This window comes from Rhizobium gallicum bv. gallicum R602sp, from assembly GCF_000816845.1.
In the GTDB taxonomy this organism is placed as follows: domain Bacteria; phylum Pseudomonadota; class Alphaproteobacteria; order Rhizobiales; family Rhizobiaceae; genus Rhizobium; species Rhizobium gallicum.
Map to the genome: position 1 here is coordinate 3,737,899 of NZ_CP006877.1, position 23,228 is coordinate 3,761,126.

Sequence of the window (23,228 nt, forward strand, 5' to 3'; positions counted from 1 at the left end):
CACGACGAACGCAAGGAGCAGGGTCATGAGCGACGCGGCAAAAAGCACGATCGACCAGAGCGAGGTGGACCGCTTTTCCGCAATGGCGGCGGAATGGTGGAGCCCGACCGGCAAGTTCAGACCGCTGCATAAGTTCAACCCGGTGCGCCTGACCTATCTCCGCGACAAGGCAGCCGAAAACTTCGGCCGTGACCAGAAGAGCCCGCGTCCGCTGGAAGGCCTGCGCGTGCTTGACATCGGCTGCGGCGGCGGCCTGCTTTCGGAACCCGTCGCCCGCATGGGCGCAAGTGTTGTCGGTGCCGACCCCTCGGAGAAGAACATCGGCATTGCCTCGACACACGCGCAAGCGTCTGGCGTCACAGTCGATTATCGCGCAGTCACCGCCGAACACCTTGCGGAAGCCGGCGAGACCTTCGATATCGTGCTGAACATGGAAGTCGTCGAACATGTCGCCGACGTCGATTTCTTCATGACGACCTGCGCCAGGATGGTGCGCCCCGGCGGGCTGATGTTCGTCGCCACCATCAACCGCACGATGAAGGCCGCCGCACTCGCGATCTTCGCCGCCGAGAACATCCTGCGCTGGCTGCCGCGCGGCACGCATCAATATGAAAAGCTGGTCCGCCCTGAAGAGCTGGAAAAGCCGCTTTCGGCGCGCGGCATGACGATCATCGAGCGCACCGGCGTCTTCTTCAATCCGCTGTCGAACCAGTGGAACCTGTCCAAGGATATGGACGTGAACTACATGCTGCTGGCGAAGCGGCCCGCCGAATAGCGATCAGTTCACGTCTTCGGGCAGGACCGGAAGCGCTGCAATTTCGATGCCTTCTTCGAGCAGCGCCTGGGCCTCGTCGGTCGTCGCCTGTCCTATGATGCCACGGGCGTCCGCCTCGCCATAGTGAATCTTGCGAGCTTCTTCGGGAAACTGCGCGCCGACATCCTCGGCGTTCGCCTTGATGTGTGCGACGGCTGCCTTCAGCTTCTCAAAGGCGTCGCGGCGCGCCGTATCCATCGCCAGCGTCTTGGTCTCGTCCTTCTTGCGGGCGGTCGAGACGGATGGCGCCATCAACGCCTTCGAGATGGATGTGGAATTGCAGACCGGACAGGTGAGGTAACCGGACGCAACCTGCCGGTCGAAATCGGCACTTTCGGAAAACCATGCTTCGAATTCGTGGGCATTCTCGCAACTGAGGGAATAACGGATCAAGTGGCGACGCCTCCCACGACAGCCCCTGTAATTTTTTCGATCGAGAATTCACGGCCGTTCTTGAGATTCGGAATCTTATCACGCGCGGCCTTGACCGCCGTTCGATCGATGTCGGCGACAATCACCGCCTCGCCGGTACCGCCGGCCGAGGCCAGAACCTTACCCCAGGGATCGATGATCATCGAATGCCCGTAGGTCTCGCGGCCGTCCTCATGAAGCCCGGCCTGCGCTGCAGCAATGACGAAAACCCCATTTTCGATGGCGCGGGCGCGAAGCAGGATTTCCCAATGCGCCTCACCCGTCTGCCTCGTGAATGCGGCAGGCACCGTCATGACTTCCGCCCCGGCGATCGCCTGGGCGCGGAAAAGCGCAGGAAACCGAACATCGTAGCAAATCGTAAAGCCCATTTCCGCAAATGGCAGCGACAAGACGCGCGCTTCCGAGCCCGGACGATAGGCGGCACTCTCCCGCCAGCTTTCGCCGTTATCGAGATCGACGTCGAACATATGGATCTTATCGTAGCGATTGAGGATTTTGCCTTCTGGGCCGAAGAGAAAGCCGCGATTGGCGATTTTGCCGTCGTCGAGTGCGATCGCCGTCGAGCCGACATGCAGGTAGATGCCGAGGGCGGCAGAAAGTGCGGAGGCCGTTTTGACGATAATGTCGTCCGTCTCGTCGCGCAACACCAGTTTCGCGGCAATCCTGTCGCGCTGCAGCATGCCGGTCATTTCCGGCGTCTGCACATAGATCGCGCCCTGGGCTGCTGCCTCACGCACCAGGTGCATCATCGAGGCTGCGTTCTTCGCGGGATCGACTCCGGAACACATCTGAACGGCAGCGGCCTTGAACGTCATCGGTCTCCCCTCATGCTACCAGCATGGGATCGAGCCCACCGGCGCGGTCCAACGCATATAGATCATCGCATCCGCCAACGTGCTGCCCGCCTATGAATATCTGCGGGAACGTCGTCCTGCCATTTGACCTGCCAACCATCTCCTGGCGAAGGTCCGGCGAAAAGGTCGCATCGTGTTCGATATACTCGATCCCTTTCTCTTCGAGAAGAGATTTTGCGCGAGCGCAATAGCCGCAGAACTGCCGCGTATAGATGATGACTGGTGCCATATTTTATCTCCAGACGTATGCCGGTTTTCTTTTTCTCATATAGGTTCCGACAAAGCCCTTGCAAAGGTTAAAACCGTGATGTCCACGGCGCCCGCCCGCCGAAGTACGCGCCTTGCGGGCAAGCTCTGAACTTGCGTCACAGCATACGGGATCAATGGAGCGGACCCGGAACCAATACATCGCAGGCCCGGTCATGCCGTCGCCGGAGCGAAGCATCCAACCGCCACCATCGGCCCAGATCGGTGCGGTCGCGATATTTGAGACCGTGGGGGAGATCGCCGACGGCGTGATCGTGCGCGGCGACCGAGCGAAGCCGGGAAAAGGGCGGTGGATGGCGATCGCCTCAGCGCTAACGGCAGAACCAGTACTTCGCAATAAGACCGCTCGATGAAGTGCACGCCGGACAAACATTTCGGACATGATCCGCGGTGGCCAGCGGCAACAATGGGAGGCGCGGGCCGGCGGATAGAGCCGATCGGCGAACATGGCGAATGGCCGGACGAATTGCGTTAATCGCAGCGCCCGGTCGTTCGAAATTGATGGGCCAATTTGCGAAGATTGGCGCTTTGCGCAGGACAAGGAAAATCCACCTTGCCCCCCTTGGCGCGCAGGATTATGGACATGCACATGGATATGATCTTCGACCGGACCGCGATCGCCGCAAACCGCCGTCGCGCACTGAAAAACGCCGATCCGAAAGCTGCCTTTCTCCTGGATATCGCCGCAGCGGAACTTGCCGATCGGCTGGCTGTCGTCGAACGCCATTTCGAGACAGCCGTGGAACTGCACGGTATGACGGGAGCAGCGGCGCGGGCGGCAGTCGCAACAGGCAAGATCGGTGCTATGACACGGGTCGAGGCGGAACAGGCATTTGCCGCGCCGAATGAAGTTCTGGCCATGGCGCCGCTCGAGGACGTGCCGATCGAGCCGCAGTCTGCCAACCTCGTTCTTGCGCCGCTCTGTCTGCATCTCACCAACGACACGCCCGGCGTCTTCATCCAGATTCGCCGTGCTCTCAAGCCCGACGGCCTGTTTCTTGCGGCAATCCCCGGAGCAGGTACTCTCCAGGAACTCAGGGATGTTCTGCTTGCAACGGAAGCGGAGATGACCGGAGGCGCGAGCCCGCGCGTGATCCCGTTCGCCGACGTCCGCGATGTGGGCGGCCTCCTCCAGCGCGCCGGCTTCGCGCTGCCGGTGATCGACGCCGAGACCTATACGGTCCGCTACAATTCCCTCTTCCCGCTGATGAAAGACCTGCGCGCCATGGGCATGACCAATCCCCTCGCCGCCCGCAGCCGCAAGCCGCCCACCCGCGCATTCTTTCTGCGCGCGGCAGAAATCTATGCCGAGCGCTATTCCGATCCGGACGGGCGTATCAGGGCGACATTCTCGATCATCTATGTTTCAGGATGGGCACCGCATGAAAGCCAGCAGAAGCCGTTGCAGCCGGGCTCGGCGAAAGCGCGGCTTGCCGATGCTCTGCGCGTGGACGAGCACAAGCTGAAGCAGTGAATGGAGGCGAGCCACTTGATCGCCTAGTGGTTGTCAAGGTTGTTGGACACCGTATTGAAGGTGTTTTGCAGGCTGTTGCCGAAGGTCGTCAGTCCGCCGATAAGGGCGGCTGAAATCAGGGCGGCCAACAGACCGTACTCGACTGCGGTCGCGCCGCGAATGTCTGCAAGGAAAGCTTTCAGAATACGCATGCCCAACCTTTCCCGCCAAGGCGGATATCCGATTTCCTCAGCAGCCGGCTCCTGAACCGTACCCCTGGACAACGCAGACCGAGCCGGGCGTCTCCTGCAAGACGCTACGTCGGATCGTGTAGCGCTTGCCGTTTTCCGTTCTCGGGATGGATCCGGTCGTGATCGTATCGAAGTCGGCCGGAACACTGGCGAAAACGCTCGACTTGGACTTGTCGGCGAGCATTGGCGTGAGGATGAGCGTCAGGGCAACGACCGCGGTGCCGAATAGCAAAACGAGATTGAGCGCGCCCGTCCTGCGCGAAGCATTCGAGCTCTGTTCTTTCTCTCGGACAGCTTTCCAGAAATCGTCGTCCATTGCGTCAAGCCTTTTACTCACACGCCAGTTGCTTGAGTGAGGCCGATCTTTGGCAGAAGGTGATAAACGATCGATTAATAACTCTGGCCGAAACCGGCACTTTGCCGCAAGAAAGCGATAATTCGCTAAAGTAGATCCTGAAGCATAGGGATCAACGGCTCGTCGGCTGGCGGCATCGGATAATCCCTGAGAGCCATGGGTTTTACCCATTTCAAAGCCTGGCCCTCCCTGCCCTGGGGAATGCCCTCATAGCGGCGGCAGACATAAAGTGGCATTAGGAGGTGAAATGTGTCGTAGCTGTGGCTGGCAAATGTCAGCGGCGCGAGGCAGGCAACCTTGGTCTTGACGCCAAGTTCTTCCTCGAGTTCGCGCACCAAGGTCTCCTCCGGCGTCTCGCCAGGTTCGACCTTGCCGCCGGGAAACTCCCACAGGCCGGCGAGCGACTTTCCCTCCGGGCGCTGTGCCAGAAGGATACGGCCGTCGGAATCGATCAACGCGCAGGCGGCAACCAGCAGAATATTCTTGCCGGTTTCGCTCATTGCGCCTGTTCCCGGCGCCAGTAGCTGTAGCGGTAAGCCTCGCGGAAACCGAGACGGCCATAGAGCGCCAGAGCCGGGACGTTTACAGCCTTGACCTGCAGCCAGGCCGAGCGGGCGCTGCGCATGCGTGCCCAGCGAAGGGCAGAGGTCAGGATTTCGAGGCCGAGGCCCTCCCGCCGCCGCTTCTTAGCCACCGAAAGCGACATGATGCCGGCAAGATCGTTGTCCTGAACGCAAAGCACGGTTGCAAGCGGGCCGGTTTCCGGATCCTCGATCATGAAGAGACCGCACGGCGGTCCGATCGCGTTAATGATCTCGGCAAGCGCCGGCTTCAGCTTCGGGGAGACTTGATCCGTCGCAAGATTGGCATCGACGAAGCGGCCGATGTCATGCGTCGGCAGGTGATCGAGTGTGTCCGGCAGTTCGGCATGCGCCAGATCGCAGGTCATGACGATTGTCTCGTCGAAATGCGTCCATTGTCGCTCTTTGACGAGATCGATCAGAACCGGCGACGCAAGCGGTGTGTGGCGAAGAACGGCCGGGCGGCCATATGCCTCGAATTTGCGGCTGGCCTTCTCCAGCCGGACTTCGACGTCGCGATGATCGGAAGGGTCGAGCGGCACGATGGAATTCAGCCGGTTCGACGGATGGCCCGCCGTCAGCCGTACCTGCCAGCTGCCGTCATATTGCACGGAAGAAGCCGGCCACGCCCGGAAACCGACAGCTTCCAGCCTGCGTACGAGCGGCAAATTTGCCTTTTGGGAGAATGTTTCAGTCAAGAACGATCAGCTCCGGTAGTCGCCGTTGATCGCCACATACTCTTTTGTGAGATCGCAGGTCCAGACCGTAGCCGCACCTGCGCCGAGCCCAATATCGACTTTAATCGGAATATCCTGCTTCTTCATCACATTCGAGGCGGCTTCCTCCGAGTAATCAGGGTCGCGCTCACCGTTAACCGCAACACGTACATCGCCGAACCAGATGGCGAGCCGATCACGATCGGCCATCTCGCCGGCCTTGCCGACGGCCATCACGATGCGGCCCCAATTAGCGTCTTCGCCGGCGGCAGCCGTCTTCACCAGGGGTGAATTCGCGATCGAAAGCGCAATGCGCTTGGCAGCCGCATCGCTCTGTGCGCCGGTCACGTTGATCTCGAGCATCTTGGTGGCGCCTTCGCCATCACGGCAAACTTGAAGCGACAAATCCTTCAACACTTCATTGAGCGCCGCGCGGAAGGCGGCAAGGCGCTGATCGTCGACACGCTCGATGCGGACCTGACCGTCCTCGGCGGCGGCAGCCGTCGCAAACAGCATCAGCGTATCGGAGGTAGACGTATCGCTATCCACCGTCATCGAATTGAAGGTCGGGCCGACGCCGTCCGAAAGCAGTGCCTGCAGAGCGGCGGGCGCGATATCGGCATCCGTGACAACGAATGAGAGCATGGTCGCCATGTCGGGTGCGATCATGCCGGCGCCCTTGGCAATGCCGTTGATGGTCACTTTCACGCCGCCGATTTCGGCATTGCGGGTCGAAACCTTCGGATAGGTGTCCGTGGTCATGATCGCCTTGGCGGCTTCGAACCATAAATCGCCGGTCGCCTCGGCATGCATCCTGTCGAGAACACCTGCGAATTTCGTCGCATCCAGCGGCTCGCCGATCACGCCGGTCGACGCCAGATAGACTTCATTCTCGCCGCAGCCGACGGCAGCGGCAGCCGACTTTGCCGTCAAGGCGGTCGCCTGGCGTCCCTTCAGGCCGGTGAAGGCATTAGCGTTGCCAGAGTTGACGACGACGGCGCGCGCGATGCCATGCGGCAGATTGCCACGGCAGAAGTCGACGGGCGCCGACGGGCACTTCGATCGCGTGAAAACCCCCGCAACGGCGGCCGGCTTGTCGAAGACCATCATAAGCACGTCCGTCCGGTTCTCATACTTGATGCCTGCGGAAGCGGTCGCCATGCGCACGCCGCGCAGCGCCGGCATCGTGGCAAAGGTTGTCGGAGCGAGCGGAGAAACGGAACCGGACATGAGGATCGACCTGGCTATAGGCATTTCCAGGCGACTTGGAAAACGGTTCGCCCTCCGGAAATGCGACAACAAAGGATAGTGAAGGGCCCGGAAGAACCGGGCCCTGGATGGAAATTACTGCTGCGGCTGCGTTGCTGGCGCCTGCTGCTTGTTCGCGTCGTCGTAACCCTTGCGAAGCGTTTCGTCCATGATGTCGACCTTGGACGTTTCCTTCGCCTTGGAGAGGAGGGCAAGGTACTTATCGCGCATGACAAGCTGACGAACCTGGTCCTTGACCTGATCAAGCGGCGGCGGCGGCGCGTCGCGCTTGTCCTCGACCTTAATGACGTGGAAGCCGAAATCGGTCTTCACAGGCGTCTTGGTATAGGTGCCCTTTTCGAGAGAGAAGGCTGCGTCCTCGAATTCCTTGACCATGCGACCCTTGGTAAAGTAGCCGAGATCGCCGCCGTCAGCCTTGTTCGGGTCGGTGGACTTTTCCTTGGCAAGTTCTGCAAAGTCCTTGCCGCCATCCAGCTGCTTGATGACATCCTTGGCCTCTTGCTCGGTCTTTACGAGGATGTGGCGAGCATGGACTTCTTCCTGCTTCGGAAGGGCTGCGACTTCCTTGTCGTAGCGCGCCTTCACTTCATCGTCGGTAACGGTATCGACGACATGCTTCTTGAAATAGGCATTATGCAGTTCGCGATCCGAGAGATATTGTATGCGCTTCTTGAATTCGCTGGTCTGATCGAGCTTCTCGGCAGCCGCATCGCCGGCGAGGAGCTTGACGTCGATCGCGGCCGAAAGCGCGGCAACCTTCTTCTGATCGTCCGGGAGCTGCGCTAGCTGGGGATCGAGGTTGGCGACGGCCAGATCGAGTTCCGACTGATGGATCTCAAGGTCGCCGACCTTGGCAACGACTGCATCCGGCTTGTCTTCCGCATAGACCGGCGCCTGGAGCGCAACGAAAGTTGCAAGCGCCATCACGGCGAGTTTGTTGTAGCTCAACATCAAATAACCTTTCAGAGTTACATCACCGGCTTCAGCATTCGTGAATCCAGCCCAAAACAGCCATCAACACTGGAATGTGGCCTTTCTATATCAGCCAAATCCGTTGACATCATTCGACCCCCCTCTTATCTGTCACGCAACCTCGCGTCCAGAAAAGTTTCCTGGCGTTTCGAGACGTGTGCCTGATTTTCGGCTGGGTGTGCGTATAAGAAAAGCCGGGGAAGAATATTGAGAAAGGACCAGTCATATGGTCAGCTTCGGCGGTCTCGCCCGCAAAATATTTGGCTCTGCCAATGATCGCCGCGTGCGGTCCTTCCAGCCGAAAGTCGCCGCCATCAACTTGATCGAAGAGAAGACGAAGGCCCTGAGCGACGAACAGCTCGCCGCCCAGACGGTCGAGTTCCGCAAGATGCTTGCGGACGGGAAGACGCTCGACGACATTCTCGTTCCGGCATTCGCCGTCGTGCGCGAAGCCTCGCGCCGCGTACTTGGCCTGCGGCCTTTTGACGTGCAGCTTGTCGGCGGCATGATCCTGCATTCGAACGCCATCGCCGAAATGAAGACCGGTGAAGGTAAGACGCTGGTTGCGACACTGCCGGTTTACCTGAATGCGCTTGCCGGCAAGGGTGTCCATGTCGTTACTGTGAACGACTACCTTGCCCGCCGCGACGCCGCCAACATGGGCCGTATCTACAACTTCCTCGGGCTCACCACGGGCGTCATCGTCCATGGACTGTCGGATGAGGAGCGCGCTGCCGCTTACAATTGCGACATCACCTACGCCACGAACAACGAACTCGGCTTCGATTATCTTCGCGACAATATGAAGTATGAGAAGGGCCAGATGGTCCAGCGCGGCCACAACTTTGCGATCGTCGACGAAGTGGACTCGATCCTGGTTGACGAAGCACGCACGCCGCTGATCATCTCCGGTCCGCTCGACGACCGCTCCGATCTTTATAACACGATTGACGCTTTCATTCCGCTCTTGTCGGCGGAAGATTACGAGATCGACGAGAAGCAACGTTCGGCGAACTTCTCTGAAGTTGGTACTGAGAAGCTCGAAGGTCTCCTAAAACAGGCAGGCCTCCTGAAAGGCAGCGCGCTCTACGACATCGAAAACGTCGCGATCGTCCATCACATCAACAATGCGCTGAAGGCCCACAAACTCTTCCAGCGCGACAAGGACTACATCGTGCGCAATGGTGAAATCGTCATTATCGACGAATTCACCGGCCGCATGATGCCGGGCCGCCGCTATTCGGAGGGCCAGCACCAAGCGCTGGAAGCCAAGGAAAAGGTGCAGATCCAGCCAGAAAACCAGACGCTGGCGCAGATCACCTTCCAGAACTATTTCCGCATGTACGGAAAGCTCGCCGGCATGACCGGTACGGCGCAGACGGAAGCGGAAGAATTCGGCAACATCTACGGCCTCGATGTCATCGAAGTGCCGACTAACCTGCCGATCCAGCGTATCGACGAAGACGACGAGGTCTACCGGACCTTCGAGGAGAAGTACAAAGCGATCATCGCCGAGATCGCAGACGCCCAGAAGCGCGGCCAGCCGGTGCTCGTCGGCACGACCTCCATCGAGAAATCCGAACTTCTGGCTGAGCTGATGCGCAAGCAGGGCTTCAAGGACTTCCAGGTCCTGAACGCCCGCTATCACGAGCAGGAAGCGTATATCGTTGCGCAAGCAGGCGTGCCGGGCGCGGTCACGATCGCCACTAACATGGCGGGCCGCGGTACCGACATCCAGCTTGGCGGCAACCTCGACATGCGCATCGAGCGCGAGCTTGGCGAGGCCGAGCTTGGCCCGGAACGCGACGCCAAGATTGCAGCGATCGCCGAGGAGATCCAGAAACTCAAGGAGCAGGCGATCGCCGCCGGTGGTCTCTATGTCATCGCGACGGAACGCCATGAAAGCCGCCGCATCGACAATCAGCTCCGTGGCCGTTCCGGCCGTCAGGGCGACCCGGGCCGCTCCAAGTTCTATCTGTCGCTTCAGGACGACCTGATGCGCATCTTCGGCTCCGATCGCATGGACGGCATGCTCCAGAAGCTTGGTCTCAAGGAAGGCGAAGCAATCGTCCATCCCTGGATCAACAAGGCTCTGGAGCGCGCCCAGAAGAAGGTCGAGGCCCGCAACTTCGATATCCGCAAGAACTTGCTGAAATACGACGACGTGTTGAACGATCAGCGCAAGGTGATCTTCGAACAGCGCCTCGAACTGATGGAAGCTACGAACATCTCCGAGACCGTTTCGGATATGCGCCGCGAGGTCATCGAGGACCTCGTCGAGAAGCATATTCCCGAGCGTGCCTATGCGGAGCAATGGGATGCTGCCGGATTGAAGGAGCAGGTTGCCGCGCTTTTCAACCTCGATCTGCCAATCGAGGACTGGGTAAAGGAAGAAGGCATTGGTGAAGACGATATCCGCGAACGTCTGACGGAAGCGGCCAACGCTGCCTTCACCGAAAAAGCCGAGCGTTTCGGCCCGGATATCATGCACTATGTCGAGCGTTCGATCGTGATGCAGACATTGGACCATCTCTGGCGCGAGCACATCGTCAACCTCGACCACCTGCGCTCCGTCATCGGCTTCCGCGGATATGCCCAGCGCGATCCGCTGCAGGAATACAAATCCGAAGCCTTCGAGCTCTTCCAGACCCTACTGAACAGCCTGCGCGAGGCTGTGACGGCGCAGTTGATGCGCGTCGAGTTGGTGCAGCAGGCGCCCGCCGAGCCGGAACTGCCGGTCATGCAAGCCCAGCACCTGGACCCCGACACGGGCGAGAATGATTTCGCGCCGATCTTCCAGGCGTCCGAAGTGATCGTCTCGCCGGAAAACCGGGATCCGAACAACCCGTCCACCTGGGGCAAGGTCGGCCGCAACGAGCCGTGCCCCTGCGGTTCTGGCAAGAAATTCAAGCACTGCCACGGTGCGTTTGCCGAAGCCTGAGCGTCGGCAGGCAGCTCAAGAATGCCGCCTTCGGGCGGCATTTCTTTCTGCGCGAATTAGACTGGCGGTTAAGGATGATATGCTCACCACAACCGTTTCTTAATCCTGATCTGACAAGACTTCTGACACGATTTGCCTGAGTTCAGAGTGTTGCGTGTTCGTAATGGCGGTCATTGAAACAGCGGAAAGACTGCTGCCTGCGGGCCTGCGTCCGGCGGGAAGCCGTCTGCTGCGCGTGCTTGCCGCAATCGTGACCGGGCACGGCGACAAGGCAACCGCGCAGCGGATGGCACTTACCGCCTTTTCGATCCGCATAGTGAGCGCCGCCCTCGCCTTCATTTCCCAGATCATCCTCGCGCGCCTCATGGGCGAATATGAATACGGGATTTTCGTGTTTGTCTGGGTTCTGATCGTCCTTTTCGGCGATCTCTCCTGCCTCGGCTTTCACACCGCGATCGTTCGTTTCCTGCCGCAATACAAGGCTGCAGGTGCCTTCGAGGAAATTCGCGGCCTGACGGGAACGGCCCGTACCTTCGCCATGCTTTCCGGAACGCTGGTGATGGCTTCCGGTATGGCGGGACTCCATTTCCTAGGCGACAGGATTGAGTCCTATTATCTCATTCCTGTTTTCCTTGGCCTTCTCGCCATGCCGATGATCGCGCTCGGCGACATTCTGGAAGGCACCTCGCGTGCCAATCACTGGCCGGTCATGGCGCTGAGCCCGGTCTACATCATCCGGCCTGTCCTCATCATTCTCTTCATGCTGGCAGCGATCGGAGCCGGTGCGGAGCATTCTGCCGTCACCGCCATGAAAGCCGCGCTGGCCGCAACCTACGTCACCGCCGTCGGCCAATACATCGCGACACTCCTGCGCCTGCGCCGCCACTACAGCGAGGGACCGCGCAGGGTCGATTTCCTCAACTGGCTGAACATCGCCTTCCCGATATTCCTGGTCGAAGGCGTGAGCTTCCTCTTGACCAATTCGGATGTGGTTGTCGTCGGCATCTTCCTCGAGCCGCATGACGTGGCGATCTATTTTGCCGCCGCAAAGACGATGGCGCTGGTGCATTTCATCATGTTCTCTGTAAAGGCAGCATCCGGTCCACGCTTCTCCAGCCTCATCGCAGAAGGCACCCGCGAGCAGCTTGCCGCAGCAGCAATCGACGCTGCGCGATGGACCTTCTGGCCGGCGCTGGCCCTCGGGCTCGCAGTCGTTGCAGCCGGTCACTTGCTGCTGTCGCTTTTCGGCGCAGCCTTTACGGCAGGTTATGTTTTGATGGCGATCCTGCTTGCGGGCATCCTCGCCAAGGCCCTCGTCGGTCCGGCCGAAACGCTGCTGATGATGGCCGGAAAGCAGAACCTCTGCGTCGCCCTCTATGCGGCGGCGCTCACGGCAAACGTCTCCTTGAATATCGCCCTGATTCCGCACCTTGGCACCGTCGGCACTGCGATCGCGACGGCATCGGCAATGGGTGTGGAAGCGATCCTGCTGCACATCGCCGTGCGCCGGGCGCTCGGCATTGTCCTTTTTGCATTCAGCCGCCCTCCGGCAACGATAGAAACGAGAGCCTGATAATGGTGCGTGTCCCCCCCGTTACCGAAAGCACCGATACCAACGCCAATCGCATGGTTCACGAGCTTGCCTCGATAAACTTCGACTTGCCGCAGGCTGAAGCGCGCGTCGAGATCGGACGTCCGGGCCGGGAGCTCTGCCTCTATCCGGGCAGGCTCGGCTATGAATTGCAGGACGAACTGGATTTCCTTTCGAACCGTGCGATGGAGCCGAATGTTTTCTTCACCGGCCGCTTCCTCGCGCCCGCCATGCCGCGGCTTGAAGACCGGCAAGTGAGTTTCGCACTGATCCGCGACGAGAACGGCCGGCGCAGCCGCTTGCGTTTCCTGATGCCGTTCTCTGTCGAAAGACCCGGCTTTGCCGTCGGCCCCTCGATCATCCGCGCATGGTCGAACAGCTTCGCGCCGCTCGGCACCCCCCTGGTGGATGCCGAAGATGCGGCTGAGACGCTGGACAATCTTTTTGAAGGCTTGACGGCGAAAGATCTGAACCTTCCCGCAACGTTGGTGCTGCCGGATATTCGCCTGAACGGCATCTTTGCTCGCATGGCAAAGGCGGTGGCGCTGAGCCGCAACCTGCCGGTCACGGTCACCAATCCATCCGAGCGGCCGATGCTGCAGAGCGAGGACGACGCTATGGCCTATCTTGGCCGTACCATCTCTTCTTCGCATAAAAGGGAAATGCGCCGTCAATGGCGGCAGCTCGAAGAGCTCGGAACAGCTGTCTATGTCGTTGCGCGCCAGCCCCGCGATATTCATGCGCGGTTTGAGGAGTTCTTAGCAATGGAAGCCGGCGGCTGGAAAGGCAAGAGACGAAGCGCGCTGGCAACCGACCGCTACCACACGGCCTTCGCCCGCGAAGCCGTCTCGAACCTTGCGGCGATCGACGCGGTGCGCATTCACACGATCGACCTGAACGGCAAGGCAATCGCGGCAACAGTTGTGTTGATGATGGGCGGCGAGGCCTATACTTGGAAGACGGCCTACGACGAGGCCTATGCCCGCTATTCTCCGGGCAAGCTGTTGATGGCCGAACTAACGGAGTGGCATCTCGACGATGCGAATATCGTGCGTTCCGATTCCTGCGCGGTGCCGGACCATCCGATCATGAGCCGCTTTTGGCAGGAGCGCGAGGAAATGGGAACGCTGGTGATCGGCCTGACGCAGAACGGCGACCGCGATGTTCGCCAGGCCGCCGCTCAGTTGCATATGTATCGCAGCACCCGCAATATGGCGAAGATGCTGCGCGAGAAGATCATATCGCTCACACGGCGCGGTTAGGCCCCTCGCCGGCCGCCTTTTCGCGCAGAAGTCTGCGGATGACCTTGCCGGTCGTCGTCAGCGGCAGCGCGTCCACAAATTCGACCTCGCGCGGATATTCGTGCATCGAAAGCCGCATCTTCACCCAATCGCGGATTTCAGCGCCGAGCGCATCGCTGGGCGTGCGGCCAGGTGAAAGCACGATATAGGCCTTGACGATCTCGGTGCGCACCGGATCCGGCTTGCCGACGACGGCAGCGAGCTGCACGGCCGGGTGGCCGCTCAGACAGTCCTCGATTTCGGCAGGACCAATGCGATAGCCTGACGAGGTGATGACGTCATCATCCCGGCCTTCGAAAATGACGTAGCCCTCGTCATCCTGATGACCGAGATCGCCGGTTAGCAGCCAGCCGTTGATGAACTTCTTCCTGGTCGCCTCGCCATCGTTCCAATAGCCGAGGAACATGACTGGATCGGGCGCCTTGATAGCGATTTGGCCTGTCTCGCCGGGGGACACTTCATCGCCGCTCTCGCCAATGATTGCAACCCTATGACCGGGAACCGCGCGGCCGATCGCGCCTGCCTTCGTGACACCATAGCCTGCACTGGAGGAGAGTACGAAATTGCACTCCGTCTGGCCATAAAACTCATTGACGGTGATGCCGAACGCCTGGCGCGCCCACTCATAGGTTTCGCGACCGAGCGATTCACCGGCGGAGCCGATGGTGCGCAGATTGAGATCATATTTCGCGCGGGGATCACTGATCGATTTCAGCAGGCGGAGCGCTGTCGGCGGGATGAAGGCATTCCGCACCTTCATCTCGGCCATGATGCGATAAGCCATATCGGCGTCGAACTTCTGCGCCGGAGAGGAAACGACAGGAACGCCGAGCAGGAGGCTTGGCAGCAGCGCATTCAGCAGCCCGCCTGCCCAGGCCCAGTCCGACGGCGTCCAGACCTTGTCGCCGGGCTGTGCAAAACCTTCATGCGCGAACTGCATCCCGGGAATGTGGCCCGCCAGAACACGATGGCCATGCAAGGCGCCCTTGGGCGGCCCCGTCGTGCCTGATGTGAAGATCATCAACGCCGGATCGTCCGGGCTGGTCGCAGCAACGTCGAAAAGCGGCGGATGCGCCTCGACGAGCGCTCCGAAAGCAAACGCTTCACCGCCATCGATGCTGATGACCGTGCCGAGTTCCGGCAGGTTTTCGCGAATCTGGTTCACCCGCTCCAGTCCGAACGAGTTGGTAACGATCGCAGTCGCGCCTGAGGTTCTCAGCCGGTATTCCAGTGCCTCGACGCCAAACAGCAGCGCGAGCGGCAGCGCAATCGCACCCATCTTGTAGATCGCCACATGGGCGATCGCCGTCTCGAAACATTGCGGCAGAAGCAACGCGACGCGATCGCCGCGGCGAATGCCGAGCGACGTCAATGCATTGGCAAAAGACGACGAGCGCTCCGCCAGCGCGCCGTAGGTCATCGACAAATGACGACCATCCGGGCTGAAATGTTCGAGGCAGATGCGTTCGGGTGCCTGCGCCGCCCATCCATCGCTGACGGCACGCCCAATATTGAAGTCTTCCGGAATCTCCCACGAAAAATCGCGATAAAGACCGTCATAGCGGTCGCGGCCGGGAAGTCTCATACTCGAAAATCCAGTGAATGCTGCACCAGCTAACACCTTGCGGCGATCGAGTGCAAGTTCGCTTGATCGCGTGTTTCAAAGCTCCACCTCATGATCGCAAGGCGCGCCTGAAATATTCTTTCGCCGGATTGCTGACACTCTCACCGATTGCGCCCTACATCACCCCGAGGTGTCTCGGGGGATTGAGATTTATTCACGGAGTCAATTCATGGACTATGTCAAATTCGGAGGCACTGGCCTTGAAGTTTCGAAGATCTGCCTCGGCTGCATGACCTTCGGCGATCCGGGCCGCGGCAAGCACGCCTGGACACTCGGCGAGGAGGAAAGCCGCGCGATCATCAGGCAGGCACTCGATCTTGGCATCAATTTCCTGGATACGGCGAATACCTATTCCGACGGCTCGTCCGAGGAAATCGTCGGACGGGCAATCAAGGACTTGAAGCGCGAGGACATCGTACTCGCGACCAAGGTCTTCCACCGCATGCGCCCCGGTCCGAACGGCGCTGGTCTTTCCCGCAAGGCGATCTTTGACGAAATCGACAACAGCCTGCGCCGACTCGGCACGGATTACGTCGACCTCTTCCAGATCCATCGCTTCGACTACACGACGCCGATCGAGGAAACGCTGGAGGCCTTGCACGACGTCGTCAAGGCCGGCAAGGCGCGCTATATCGGCGCCTCCTCCATGTATGCTTGGCAATTCGCAAAGATGCTCTACACCTCGCGGCTGAACGGCTGGACTCAGTTCGTGAGCATGCAGGACCATGTCAACCTTCTTTATCGCGAGGAGGAGCGCGAAATGCTGCCTTTCTGCGAGGACCAGAAGATCGCTGTCATTCCGTGGAGCCCGCTTGCCCGCGGCCGCCTGGCGCGCGACTGGGACGAAAGGACCGCCCGCACGGAAACGGATGAATTCGGCAAGACGCTCTACAGGCAGGCCGAAGATGCCGACCGCAAAATCATCGACACGGTCGGCCGATTGGCGAAGACACATAACGTCTCCCGGGCCCAGATCGCAACTGCTTGGATCTTGCAGAAGAGCGCGGTGACCGCACCGATCATTGGCGCATCGAAGCCGCACCATCTTTCGGACGCCGTTGGGGCATTGGCTGTCAAGCTCAACGCCGACGACGTCGCCGCTCTCGAAGAGCCTTATGTTCCGCATCACGTGGAAGGATTCAAATAACGCAGACACATGCCGACGGGCACTCAGGCGCCGACAAACTTTGCCGGTGCCAGCTTCTCCCGCATCGTCGAAAGGAACTGACCGGCCAAATCGCGATTTTCGACCGCGCGCGCCAGACTGACGGCCCCCATCATTGATGAGAGCGTCGTAAAGCCATTCTTGCGGCGCTCCTCCGGCGTCTCACCCGGAACGATCTCCGCCAGGATATCGACAAGCGTGGAAAGCCCGTCGTTGAAGGTTTCCCGCACCGCACCGCTACTGCGGCTCACCTCTTCCATCAATGCCACGAAGACACAGCTCGAGCCTGGATTGTCGACGGAACACCAGGAAACATAGTGGTCGAGGAGCGCTTCCAAGGGGCGATCCGGAGCGTCGGCGATAAGAGCCTTCCATCGCACTTCCACCCTGGCGATCAGCGCACGGCTGACCTCCAGCTGCAGCTCTTCCTTTGATTGGAAGTGGCCATAGAACCCTCCATGCGTCAGCCCGCAGGCTTTCATGATATCGGCAACCCCCACGCCATCAAATCCATTTTCGCGGAACATTACGCCCGCCACTTCCAGGATCTTCTGGCGGTTTTCTGCAAATTTTTCGCGGCTGACGCGCATGATCCGGCTCCGAAAATAGTCCCTTGACAAATTATATGACGCCTATCATCAATACGCAAGAAACATGACGACCATCATCTAAATCAGTGATGCATCGATCATTCCCACGAATGGAACTTGCCCCATGGTTTCCACTGCGCTTGCCTCCACCCTTGCACGCCGCAACATCCACTACGGATGGATCGTTGTCGGCGCGACTTTCCTGACCATGCTGGTCACCGCCGGCGCCATGGGCGCGCCGGGCGTGCTGATCAAGCCGCTGCAGGACGAGTTCGGCTGGGAAACTTCGCAGATTTCCTCCGCACTTGCGATCCGCCTGGTCCTCTTCGGCCTGATGGGTCCCTTCGCGGCGGCTTTCATGAACTATTTCGGTGTGCGCAAGGTCATCGTCTTCGCGCTTGCGCTGATCGGCGCGGGCTTCGTTGGCTCGCTCTTCATGACATCGCTTTGGCAGCTTCTGCTGCTGTGGGGAATCGTCGTCGGTTTCGGCACCGGCCTGACGGCCATGGTGCTCGCAGCGACCATATCTGCCCGCTGGTTCACGAAGCACCGCGGCCTCGTGGTCGGGATGCTTTCGGCAAGCTCGGCCACCGGTCAGCTCGTTTTCCTGCCGCTGATGGCGGAATTAACGGATCGCTACGGCTGGCGCTCCACGGTCTTCTTCGTCTGCGCCATGATCATGGTTGCCGCACTTGCCGTGCTTGCCTTCATGCGCGACCGGCCCTCCGACTTAAACCTGCCCTCGCTCGGCGAAGCTCATGTCACGCCGCCGCCGGCACGGGGCACGTTGGTCGGCGCGCTTAAGACGCCGATCACGATCCTGAAAGAGATCTCCGGAACTTCGACTTTCTGGATCTTGTTCGCCACCTTCTTTATCTGCGGCCTCAGCACCAACGGCCTGATCCAGACTCATTTCGTCACGCTTTGCGGCGACTTCGGCATCCTGCCTGTCGCGGCGGCCAGCGTTCTAGCCGTAATGGGTATCTTCGATTTCTTCGGCACGATCGGCTCCGGCTGGTTGTCGGATCGCTTCGACAACCGCTGGCTCCTCTTCTGGTATTACGGTTTGCGCGGGCTTTCCTTGCTCTTCCTGCCCTTCAGCGATTTCAGCTTCTACGGTCTTTCGATCTTCGCGGTGTTCTACGGCCTCGACTGGATCGCCACCGTTCCGCCGACCGTAAAGATTGCCGCCGACCGCTTCGGCCGGGAGAAGGCCGGTCTGGTCTTCGGCTGGGTCTTTGCCGGCCATCAGCTGGGCGCGGCAACCGCTGCTTATGGCGCTGGCCTTTCACGGACCGAGCTGTCGAGCTACCTGCCGGCCTTCTTCGTTGCCGGCGCCTTCTGCCTGCTCGCCTCGATCCTCGCCATTACTTTGAAGAAGTCCGGCTTGACCGAACCGGCACCGGCTACCGCACACTGATTGCAAAAGGCTTTCCCAAGGAACATCAAGCCGGAAGCCGTATCAAATCAGCCTGATAAGCCCGCCGGCCGTCTTGCGCGGCCGGGGGTCGCATGTTAGACACCCGGCTCGTCGGTATCCGTTGCCCCATTGGCGGAATTGGTAGACGCGCTCGACTCAAAATCGAGTTTCGAAAGAAGTGCTGGTTCGACCCCGGCATGGGGCACCACCGACGAAAAACGATCCGATAATTCGTATAGGGCGTCGTCTGGCCCTTCGTCGTCCAGCCGAAGATCGCCATCAGTTCTTCGTCGGTCGCACTGTTCCCAGCGGCGATCGTCGCTCCCGCCTTGTGCAGGCCGGGCGCGGTGGTGGAACAGCTCGGCCTGGTCGCACCAGTCGCGCATCTTGTTGCCGGGGCCGTTGACCGTCAACGGCATGCCGAACTCCGTCGCTGGCACGACCCTTCGGCTTAGACCAGTCAGGCGACCAACTCGCCCGCCAGAGTGAAAAAATATAGGACGGCGCTCGGCGATGATATCGTCGATTGCTTTTAACGTTTACGCCGCCTTCGTTGCGCGCCGGAACATGACCGGCTGCTGGTTCCGATCAATGCGATGGACGCCACGCGCCATCGGGTGTTTCGGAAATCCCTCCTTCGTCAGCCCCAGGCAGACGAGATCGACGGTCTGGTGGCGGGCGCGGCCGCAGAACCAATCCTGTCCCCCTTCCCCATCGTTCAGACTTGCGTGGTGCGCGCCGTGGGCGCCCCATGCGGCAAGAGCCGGCGTGTTCTGCAAGCGGGCGACCGTCAAGGCGGTTTCGATGAACTGGACGTTCTTCGGGCCGCGCGGATAGTGCGACGACATCATCACGATCGGGCTCGACGAGCGGAAGGCGAAGAGGTTGACGACCAGCAGGCCGCCGTAGCCCCAAGCCTTACCAAAATGGATCAGCGCGCAGATCGTCGGATCATCGTTGTCGGCATCGGCCGTCGAAGGGTTGAGCATGCAGGTGACGAGCAGCGGCCTGCCCTTCTCCCACACACGCGTCAGCTCGTAGCGATATCGGCCGCAATCGGAAATGACGGCGGCCTTTTTGATGAGACCGATGCTGTCATCGAGTGCGAGCAGCGTCATGCCTCTCCTTTCGAGACGTCGACGCAAGACGTTCCGGTCATGCGAACGACACCGACCATCGTCACCGTCTTGTCGTCGCCGACCAGGCAGATGAAGGCGGAGATGCGGCCTTCGCCGACAATGATCTCCACTTTGTCGCGATTTAGTTGTCAAGAGCGGCGATGACGAAGCATCCAGTATATCCCTGGCGGAGTTCGCCGGTGCAACTGATGGCGATCTCGTCGTCAACCGGTCAGAGCTGTGAAAAACTTCAACCAAAGCGTTTATTCTTGTCGATCTTTTAAATCTGATGATCTGGCGTTGGAAAATCCTAACCCGCTGCCATCAAAAGATCATGATCAAAAGGCGCCTCTTCAACCTGCTCCTTCTTGTTGCCCTTCCGGTTGTTTCTTATGGCGCGGATTGCCCTTCAGCCAAGAGTGCAGAAAACGGTTTCTTATTGAGGAATTCGGGGGCGATAAGCGAATTCCGGCCGGCGCAAGGACCTGTGGTCGCAATAACCAATTCCTTCGGAAGTTCGAAGAAGCAGACGGTTTATTCGTACCAGGGGCTTTTCGATCTATCGCGCTCCAGCAGCGATGAGCGTTACGCCATCTATCCAATCGATGGCTTGGACAAGCTCTTGCCCATCAAGAAGGATGGGCATCACGTCATCCCCTTTGTCCCCTTGGATCCTCAACAATCCAGCGAGAAGTGGACGCTGGAGCTGACGGTAACCAAACGCGAGACCGTCGCAGTTGGCCGGTGCAAATACGAGGTTTTCAGGATCAGAGAGGAAACCAAAAGAGGCGGCGAGCGCGTCGAGCTCTGGAGCGCTCTTTACTCTCCCGACCTGCACGCGACCCTTGCCAAGATCTACGACGAGGGAACAAGCGAGGAAGCCATTGTCAGTTACGACTACATCCAATCCTTATCGCGATGACGTAGTTCGGCGGCGGGATTTGCGAAACAGCTGCAAGAAGTGCGCGACCGCACGCGACCTCTCCTACTGGATCAGCTGAATCCTGATCTCTTCCTTTGCAGCGAAGGAGCGGCATTCGTCGAGGTCGTCGCCGACGAAGATTACATCGCCTTCGGAATCGAACAGACCCCAGCAGGCTTCGTCCTCAAGAAGTACCTCTCGGACATATCCGAATTCGACGGCATCAAACGACCGTTTGAACGCGACATCAACAGCTTCTATTTCTCGCATGGAAATCTCCAATGAGACAGGGATTTCTGTTTTAGTGCTCGCTTATACTGATCTCCGAAACTGACGCCAAACTGGTGCCGCCGCGAGAACGCCCGAGTATCGCTGGAGCTCAGTATTTGCCGGTGGTACGGAAACTCAAATCAAGTATTTAATTTCACTCACGCTTCGGTCAAAGTGGCGGTCGCCAACGAATATCAAGGGACGGATGTGCATCAGGAAGTAACGCTTATCGCCACAGTCGCCGTCAGCTTCGTCTTTGCGGCGGTGCTTGGATATGTGGCCGACAGGCTGCGGCTGCCGCCGCTGGTCGGCTATCTCGTCGCAGGCATACTCATGGGACCGTTCACGCCGGGCTTCGTCGCCGATACAGGGCTTGCCGGACAGTTGGCCGAAATGGGCGTCATCTTGCTGATGTTCGGCGTCGGGCTGCATTTTTCCGCCGCTGACCTGCTTGCCGTGCGCGGTATCGCCGTGCCGGGCGCGATCATCCGGATCATCCTCGCTACGCTGCTCGGTATTGGCCTCGCGAAATGGTGGGGCTGGGGGCTCGGCGCCGGGATCGTCTTCGGCCTCAGCCTGTCGGTGGCAAGCACCGTCGTGCTGCTGAAGGTCCTTGAGGAACGAAACCTCCTGAATTCAGCAAGCGGCCGCGTCGCGGTCGGCTGGCTGATCGTCGAAGACTTGGCGATGGTTCTGGCGCTGGTCTTGCTGCCTGCCCTTGCGGAATTGCTCGGCGGCCGCGCCGCCAGCGATGCTGCACAGGGCGCTGGGCTGCCGCTTTCGCTGGCGATCGCACTGACGCTGCTGAAGGTCGGCGCCTTTGCAGTCATGGCGATCTTTGTCGGCCCGAAAATTGTTCCCTGGCTACTGACGCTCGTCGCCCGAACCGGCTCGCGCGAACTCTTCACATTGACGGTCCTTGCCATCGCCCTCGGCATCGCTTTCGGCTCCGCTGAGATCTTCGGCGTTTCCTTCGCACTCGGCGCTTTTTTCGCGGGCGTCGTGATGAGCGAGTCCAATCTCAGCCACCGGGCCGCTGCCGATTCTCTGCCGCTTCAGAACGCCTTTTCAGTCCTGTTCTTCGTGTCGGTCGGCATGCTGTTCGATCCATCGATCCTGGTCCGCCAGCCGATGGCGGTCATCAGCGCGCTGATGTTGATCATCGTCGGCAAGGCGATCATCTCCTTTCTGATCGTCATCCTGCTTCGCTATCCGATCGGAATGGCGCTGACCGTCGCAGGCGGATTGGCGCAGATCGGCGAATTTTCCTTCATTCTTGCCGGCCTCGGTGTTTCCCTCGGATTGCTGCCGACTGACGGGCAGGATGTCATCCTTGCGTCCGCGATCATTTCGATCACGCTCAATCCGCTCGTCTGCGCCGGCGCCGAGGCGCTGCATACCTATGTGCACGCCCGATGGCCGGTGCTCAGCAATCATTACGGCCGCCGCCGGCATGAGGCGCTCGGACGCGAGCTTGAAAAGATCAGGGCACTTACCGAAGCGCGGGAGCGCCAGCACCAGCTGGAGATGCAGCAACTGATCGAGACTTTCCCGCTTTTCGCCAAGGTCGATGAGCACTCGCAGGAGGAACTGCTCCTTCTCTTCCGTCCCAAATCCGCGCTGCCGGGCGAACGCGTCATGCGCAAGGGGGACCGCGGGGACGGCATGTATTTTCTTTCGTCCGGAGCCGTGGAGGTCCGTCTTCCCGGGGGCGCCGTCCGTCTCGAACCGGGTGCATTTTTCGGTGAAATGGCGCTGCTGAGCGGCGGACGGCGAACGGCCGATGTCATTGCCATCGATTTCTGCCAATTCCTGGTGCTGGAACGACGTGACTTCAATATGTTCACCGCCCGCCACCCGGAGCTAAGGGCCGCCGTCAGCGAAATGGCACGAGAGCGCTCGCAGATGAACGCATTAAACGCGAAGCGCGAAGCGCATCCGGATCAACGCGAAGTGTCGGCGCAAGGCCAATAGGCATCCGCGGAGAAGTCGTGGGGGATCGGATCGAGGCGGGACAGCGTCTCGGCCGCAAAATCGAGCTGCATCTTCAAATATCTGAGCGCTGCCGGCGCAGGAACGCCCGTCGCAAACTCTCTCACATAAGACGAATGATAGCCGCTTTCCCGAAGCCGCCTGACGGCTTCGCGCCGTACATCCTCCCTGCTCGGCCTTCGAGCTGAAGCTACGGTTTCGCGCGCATCGGCTCCTTTGCCGAGCCCGCCCTCAATCACCCTCAATTTCATTCATAGCCACCTGCAAAAACCAATCGGAAACCAGCTTGCAGAAGATTCACCGATTTGCAATCTCCCGAAAACGTGGGAG

General features: G+C 59.9%; 23 protein-coding genes, 1 tRNA gene and 1 pseudogene. 10 read left to right on the plus strand and 15 right to left on the minus strand.

The window, feature by feature from the left end; genetic code table 11:
* Positions 1 to 25 precede the first annotated feature (25 nt).
* Positions 26 to 775, plus strand: a complete 750-nt coding sequence (ubiG, locus tag RGR602_RS18260) for a bifunctional 2-polyprenyl-6-hydroxyphenol methylase/3-demethylubiquinol 3-O-methyltransferase UbiG (protein ID WP_039846250.1) — start codon at positions 26 to 28, stop codon at positions 773 to 775.
* Positions 776 to 778: 3 nt separating this feature from the next.
* Here the strand turns inward: ubiG and RGR602_RS18265 are convergent, their stop codons facing one another.
* Genes RGR602_RS18265 through grxC form a run of 3 tightly spaced genes read right to left on the minus strand, consistent with a single transcriptional unit; the run spans position 779 to position 2,329 of the window.
* Positions 779 to 1,207 carry a DUF1178 family protein gene (locus RGR602_RS18265; protein WP_039846251.1) on the minus strand — a complete coding sequence of 143 codons (429 nt, stop codon included), beginning with the start codon at positions 1,205 to 1,207 and terminating at the stop codon, positions 779 to 781.
* The gene (locus RGR602_RS18270; protein ID WP_039846252.1) at positions 1,204 to 2,061 is read right to left on the minus strand and encodes a carbon-nitrogen hydrolase family protein; all 858 of its coding nucleotides are present in this window, start codon (positions 2,059 to 2,061) and stop codon (positions 1,204 to 1,206) included. Before RGR602_RS18270 ends, RGR602_RS18265 begins: the two co-directional genes overlap by 4 nt.
* 10 nt (positions 2,062 to 2,071) lie before the next feature.
* Complete coding sequence (gene grxC / locus RGR602_RS18275) at positions 2,072 to 2,329, minus strand: glutaredoxin 3 (protein ID WP_039846253.1); 258 nt, start codon at positions 2,327 to 2,329, stop codon at positions 2,072 to 2,074.
* Between the two features lie 627 nt (positions 2,330 to 2,956).
* Here grxC and RGR602_RS18285 point away from each other — a divergent pair.
* Complete coding sequence (locus RGR602_RS18285; RefSeq protein WP_039847014.1) at positions 2,957 to 3,841, plus strand: methyltransferase domain-containing protein; 885 nt, start codon at positions 2,957 to 2,959, stop codon at positions 3,839 to 3,841.
* A 23-nt stretch (positions 3,842 to 3,864) separates the two neighbouring features.
* Here RGR602_RS18285 and RGR602_RS35895 read toward each other — a convergent pair whose 3' ends face one another.
* The 6 genes and pseudogenes from RGR602_RS35895 to RGR602_RS18310 all read right to left on the minus strand — a co-directional run bounded on the left by RGR602_RS35895 (position 3,865) and on the right by RGR602_RS18310 (position 7,943).
* Entirely contained in the window at positions 3,865 to 4,032 is a 168-nt protein-coding gene (locus tag RGR602_RS35895) for a Flp family type IVb pilin (protein WP_082046579.1), read from the minus strand.
* A 37-nt stretch (positions 4,033 to 4,069) separates the two neighbouring features.
* Positions 4,070 to 4,387 (minus strand): hypothetical protein, encoded by a 318-nt coding sequence (locus RGR602_RS18290; protein ID WP_039846255.1) that lies wholly within the window; start codon positions 4,385 to 4,387, stop codon positions 4,070 to 4,072.
* 125 nt (positions 4,388 to 4,512) lie between these two features.
* Positions 4,513 to 4,926 carry an 8-oxo-dGTP diphosphatase MutT gene (gene mutT / locus RGR602_RS18295; RefSeq protein ID WP_039846256.1) on the minus strand — a complete coding sequence of 138 codons (414 nt, stop codon included), beginning with the start codon at positions 4,924 to 4,926 and terminating at the stop codon, positions 4,513 to 4,515.
* Positions 4,923 to 5,743 (minus strand): annotated as a pseudogene (locus RGR602_RS18300) (GNAT family N-acetyltransferase). The gene mutT and the pseudogene RGR602_RS18300 overlap by 4 nt, the downstream one beginning before the upstream one ends.
* Positions 5,712 to 6,953 (minus strand): bifunctional glutamate N-acetyltransferase/amino-acid acetyltransferase ArgJ, encoded by a 1,242-nt coding sequence (argJ, locus tag RGR602_RS18305; RefSeq protein ID WP_039846258.1) that lies wholly within the window; start codon positions 6,951 to 6,953, stop codon positions 5,712 to 5,714. The pseudogene RGR602_RS18300 and the gene argJ overlap by 32 nt, the downstream one beginning before the upstream one ends.
* A gap of 114 nt (positions 6,954 to 7,067) precedes the next feature.
* Positions 7,068 to 7,943 carry a peptidylprolyl isomerase gene (locus RGR602_RS18310; RefSeq protein ID WP_039846259.1) on the minus strand — a complete coding sequence of 292 codons (876 nt, stop codon included), beginning with the start codon at positions 7,941 to 7,943 and terminating at the stop codon, positions 7,068 to 7,070.
* Between the two features lie 247 nt (positions 7,944 to 8,190).
* On the opposite strand from RGR602_RS18310, the gene secA reads away from it, so the two are divergent.
* The 3 genes from secA (at position 8,191) to RGR602_RS18325 (ending at position 13,758) form a co-directional block, all read left to right on the plus strand.
* The gene (secA, locus tag RGR602_RS18315; RefSeq protein ID WP_039846260.1) at positions 8,191 to 10,905 is read left to right on the plus strand and encodes a preprotein translocase subunit SecA; all 2,715 of its coding nucleotides are present in this window, start codon (positions 8,191 to 8,193) and stop codon (positions 10,903 to 10,905) included.
* Between the two features lie 163 nt (positions 10,906 to 11,068).
* Positions 11,069 to 12,478, plus strand: coding sequence for a lipopolysaccharide biosynthesis protein (locus RGR602_RS18320; protein WP_039846261.1), 1,410 nt, complete (start codon positions 11,069 to 11,071; stop codon positions 12,476 to 12,478).
* Between the two features lie 2 nt (positions 12,479 to 12,480).
* Positions 12,481 to 13,758, plus strand: coding sequence for a GNAT family N-acetyltransferase (locus tag RGR602_RS18325; protein ID WP_039846262.1), 1,278 nt, complete (start codon positions 12,481 to 12,483; stop codon positions 13,756 to 13,758).
* On the opposite strand, the gene RGR602_RS18330 is transcribed toward RGR602_RS18325, so the two are convergent.
* On the minus strand, positions 13,742 to 15,382 hold the full coding sequence (locus RGR602_RS18330) for an AMP-binding protein (protein ID WP_039846263.1): 1,641 nt from the start codon (positions 15,380 to 15,382) through the stop codon (positions 13,742 to 13,744). The two genes, RGR602_RS18325 and RGR602_RS18330, sit on opposite strands and share 17 nt — an antisense overlap.
* Before the next feature lie 208 nt (positions 15,383 to 15,590).
* On the opposite strand from RGR602_RS18330, the gene RGR602_RS18335 reads away from it, so the two are divergent.
* Positions 15,591 to 16,568, plus strand: coding sequence for an aldo/keto reductase (locus tag RGR602_RS18335; protein ID WP_039846264.1), 978 nt, complete (start codon positions 15,591 to 15,593; stop codon positions 16,566 to 16,568).
* 23 nt (positions 16,569 to 16,591) lie between these two features.
* Here the strand turns inward: RGR602_RS18335 and RGR602_RS18340 are convergent, their stop codons facing one another.
* Positions 16,592 to 17,176 (minus strand): TetR/AcrR family transcriptional regulator, encoded by a 585-nt coding sequence (locus tag RGR602_RS18340; RefSeq protein WP_039846265.1) that lies wholly within the window; start codon positions 17,174 to 17,176, stop codon positions 16,592 to 16,594.
* Between the two features lie 124 nt (positions 17,177 to 17,300).
* Between RGR602_RS18340 and RGR602_RS18345 the strand changes: the two genes are divergently transcribed.
* Positions 17,301 to 18,596, plus strand: coding sequence for an MFS transporter (locus RGR602_RS18345; RefSeq protein ID WP_039846266.1), 1,296 nt, complete (start codon positions 17,301 to 17,303; stop codon positions 18,594 to 18,596).
* Positions 18,597 to 18,719: 123 nt separating this feature from the next.
* Positions 18,720 to 18,804, plus strand: a tRNA-Leu gene (locus RGR602_RS18350).
* Between the two features lie 331 nt (positions 18,805 to 19,135).
* Here RGR602_RS18350 and RGR602_RS18355 read toward each other — a convergent pair.
* Entirely contained in the window at positions 19,136 to 19,714 is a 579-nt protein-coding gene (locus RGR602_RS18355) for a DUF1643 domain-containing protein (RefSeq protein WP_039846267.1), read from the minus strand.
* On the minus strand, positions 19,711 to 19,845 hold the full coding sequence (locus RGR602_RS39250) for a hypothetical protein (RefSeq protein WP_267285081.1): 135 nt from the start codon (positions 19,843 to 19,845) through the stop codon (positions 19,711 to 19,713). The genes RGR602_RS18355 and RGR602_RS39250 overlap by 4 nt, the downstream gene beginning before the upstream one ends.
* Before the next feature lie 356 nt (positions 19,846 to 20,201).
* Here RGR602_RS39250 and RGR602_RS18360 point away from each other — a divergent pair, with 356 nt between their 5' ends.
* A complete protein-coding gene (locus RGR602_RS18360; RefSeq protein ID WP_133941871.1) occupies positions 20,202 to 20,636 on the plus strand; it encodes a hypothetical protein in 435 nt (144 codons plus the stop codon).
* A 63-nt stretch (positions 20,637 to 20,699) separates the two neighbouring features.
* Here RGR602_RS18360 and RGR602_RS18365 read toward each other — a convergent pair whose 3' ends face one another.
* Complete coding sequence (locus RGR602_RS18365; RefSeq protein WP_039846269.1) at positions 20,700 to 20,906, minus strand: hypothetical protein; 207 nt, start codon at positions 20,904 to 20,906, stop codon at positions 20,700 to 20,702.
* Between the two features lie 207 nt (positions 20,907 to 21,113).
* Here RGR602_RS18365 and RGR602_RS18370 point away from each other — a divergent pair, with 207 nt between their 5' ends.
* Complete coding sequence (locus RGR602_RS18370) at positions 21,114 to 22,880, plus strand: cation:proton antiporter domain-containing protein (protein ID WP_052451661.1); 1,767 nt, start codon at positions 21,114 to 21,116, stop codon at positions 22,878 to 22,880.
* On the opposite strand, the gene RGR602_RS18375 is transcribed toward RGR602_RS18370, so the two are convergent.
* Positions 22,850 to 23,149 (minus strand): hypothetical protein, encoded by a 300-nt coding sequence (locus RGR602_RS18375; RefSeq protein ID WP_039846270.1) that lies wholly within the window; start codon positions 23,147 to 23,149, stop codon positions 22,850 to 22,852. The genes RGR602_RS18370 and RGR602_RS18375 overlap by 31 nt on opposite strands.
* Positions 23,150 to 23,228 lie beyond the last annotated feature (79 nt).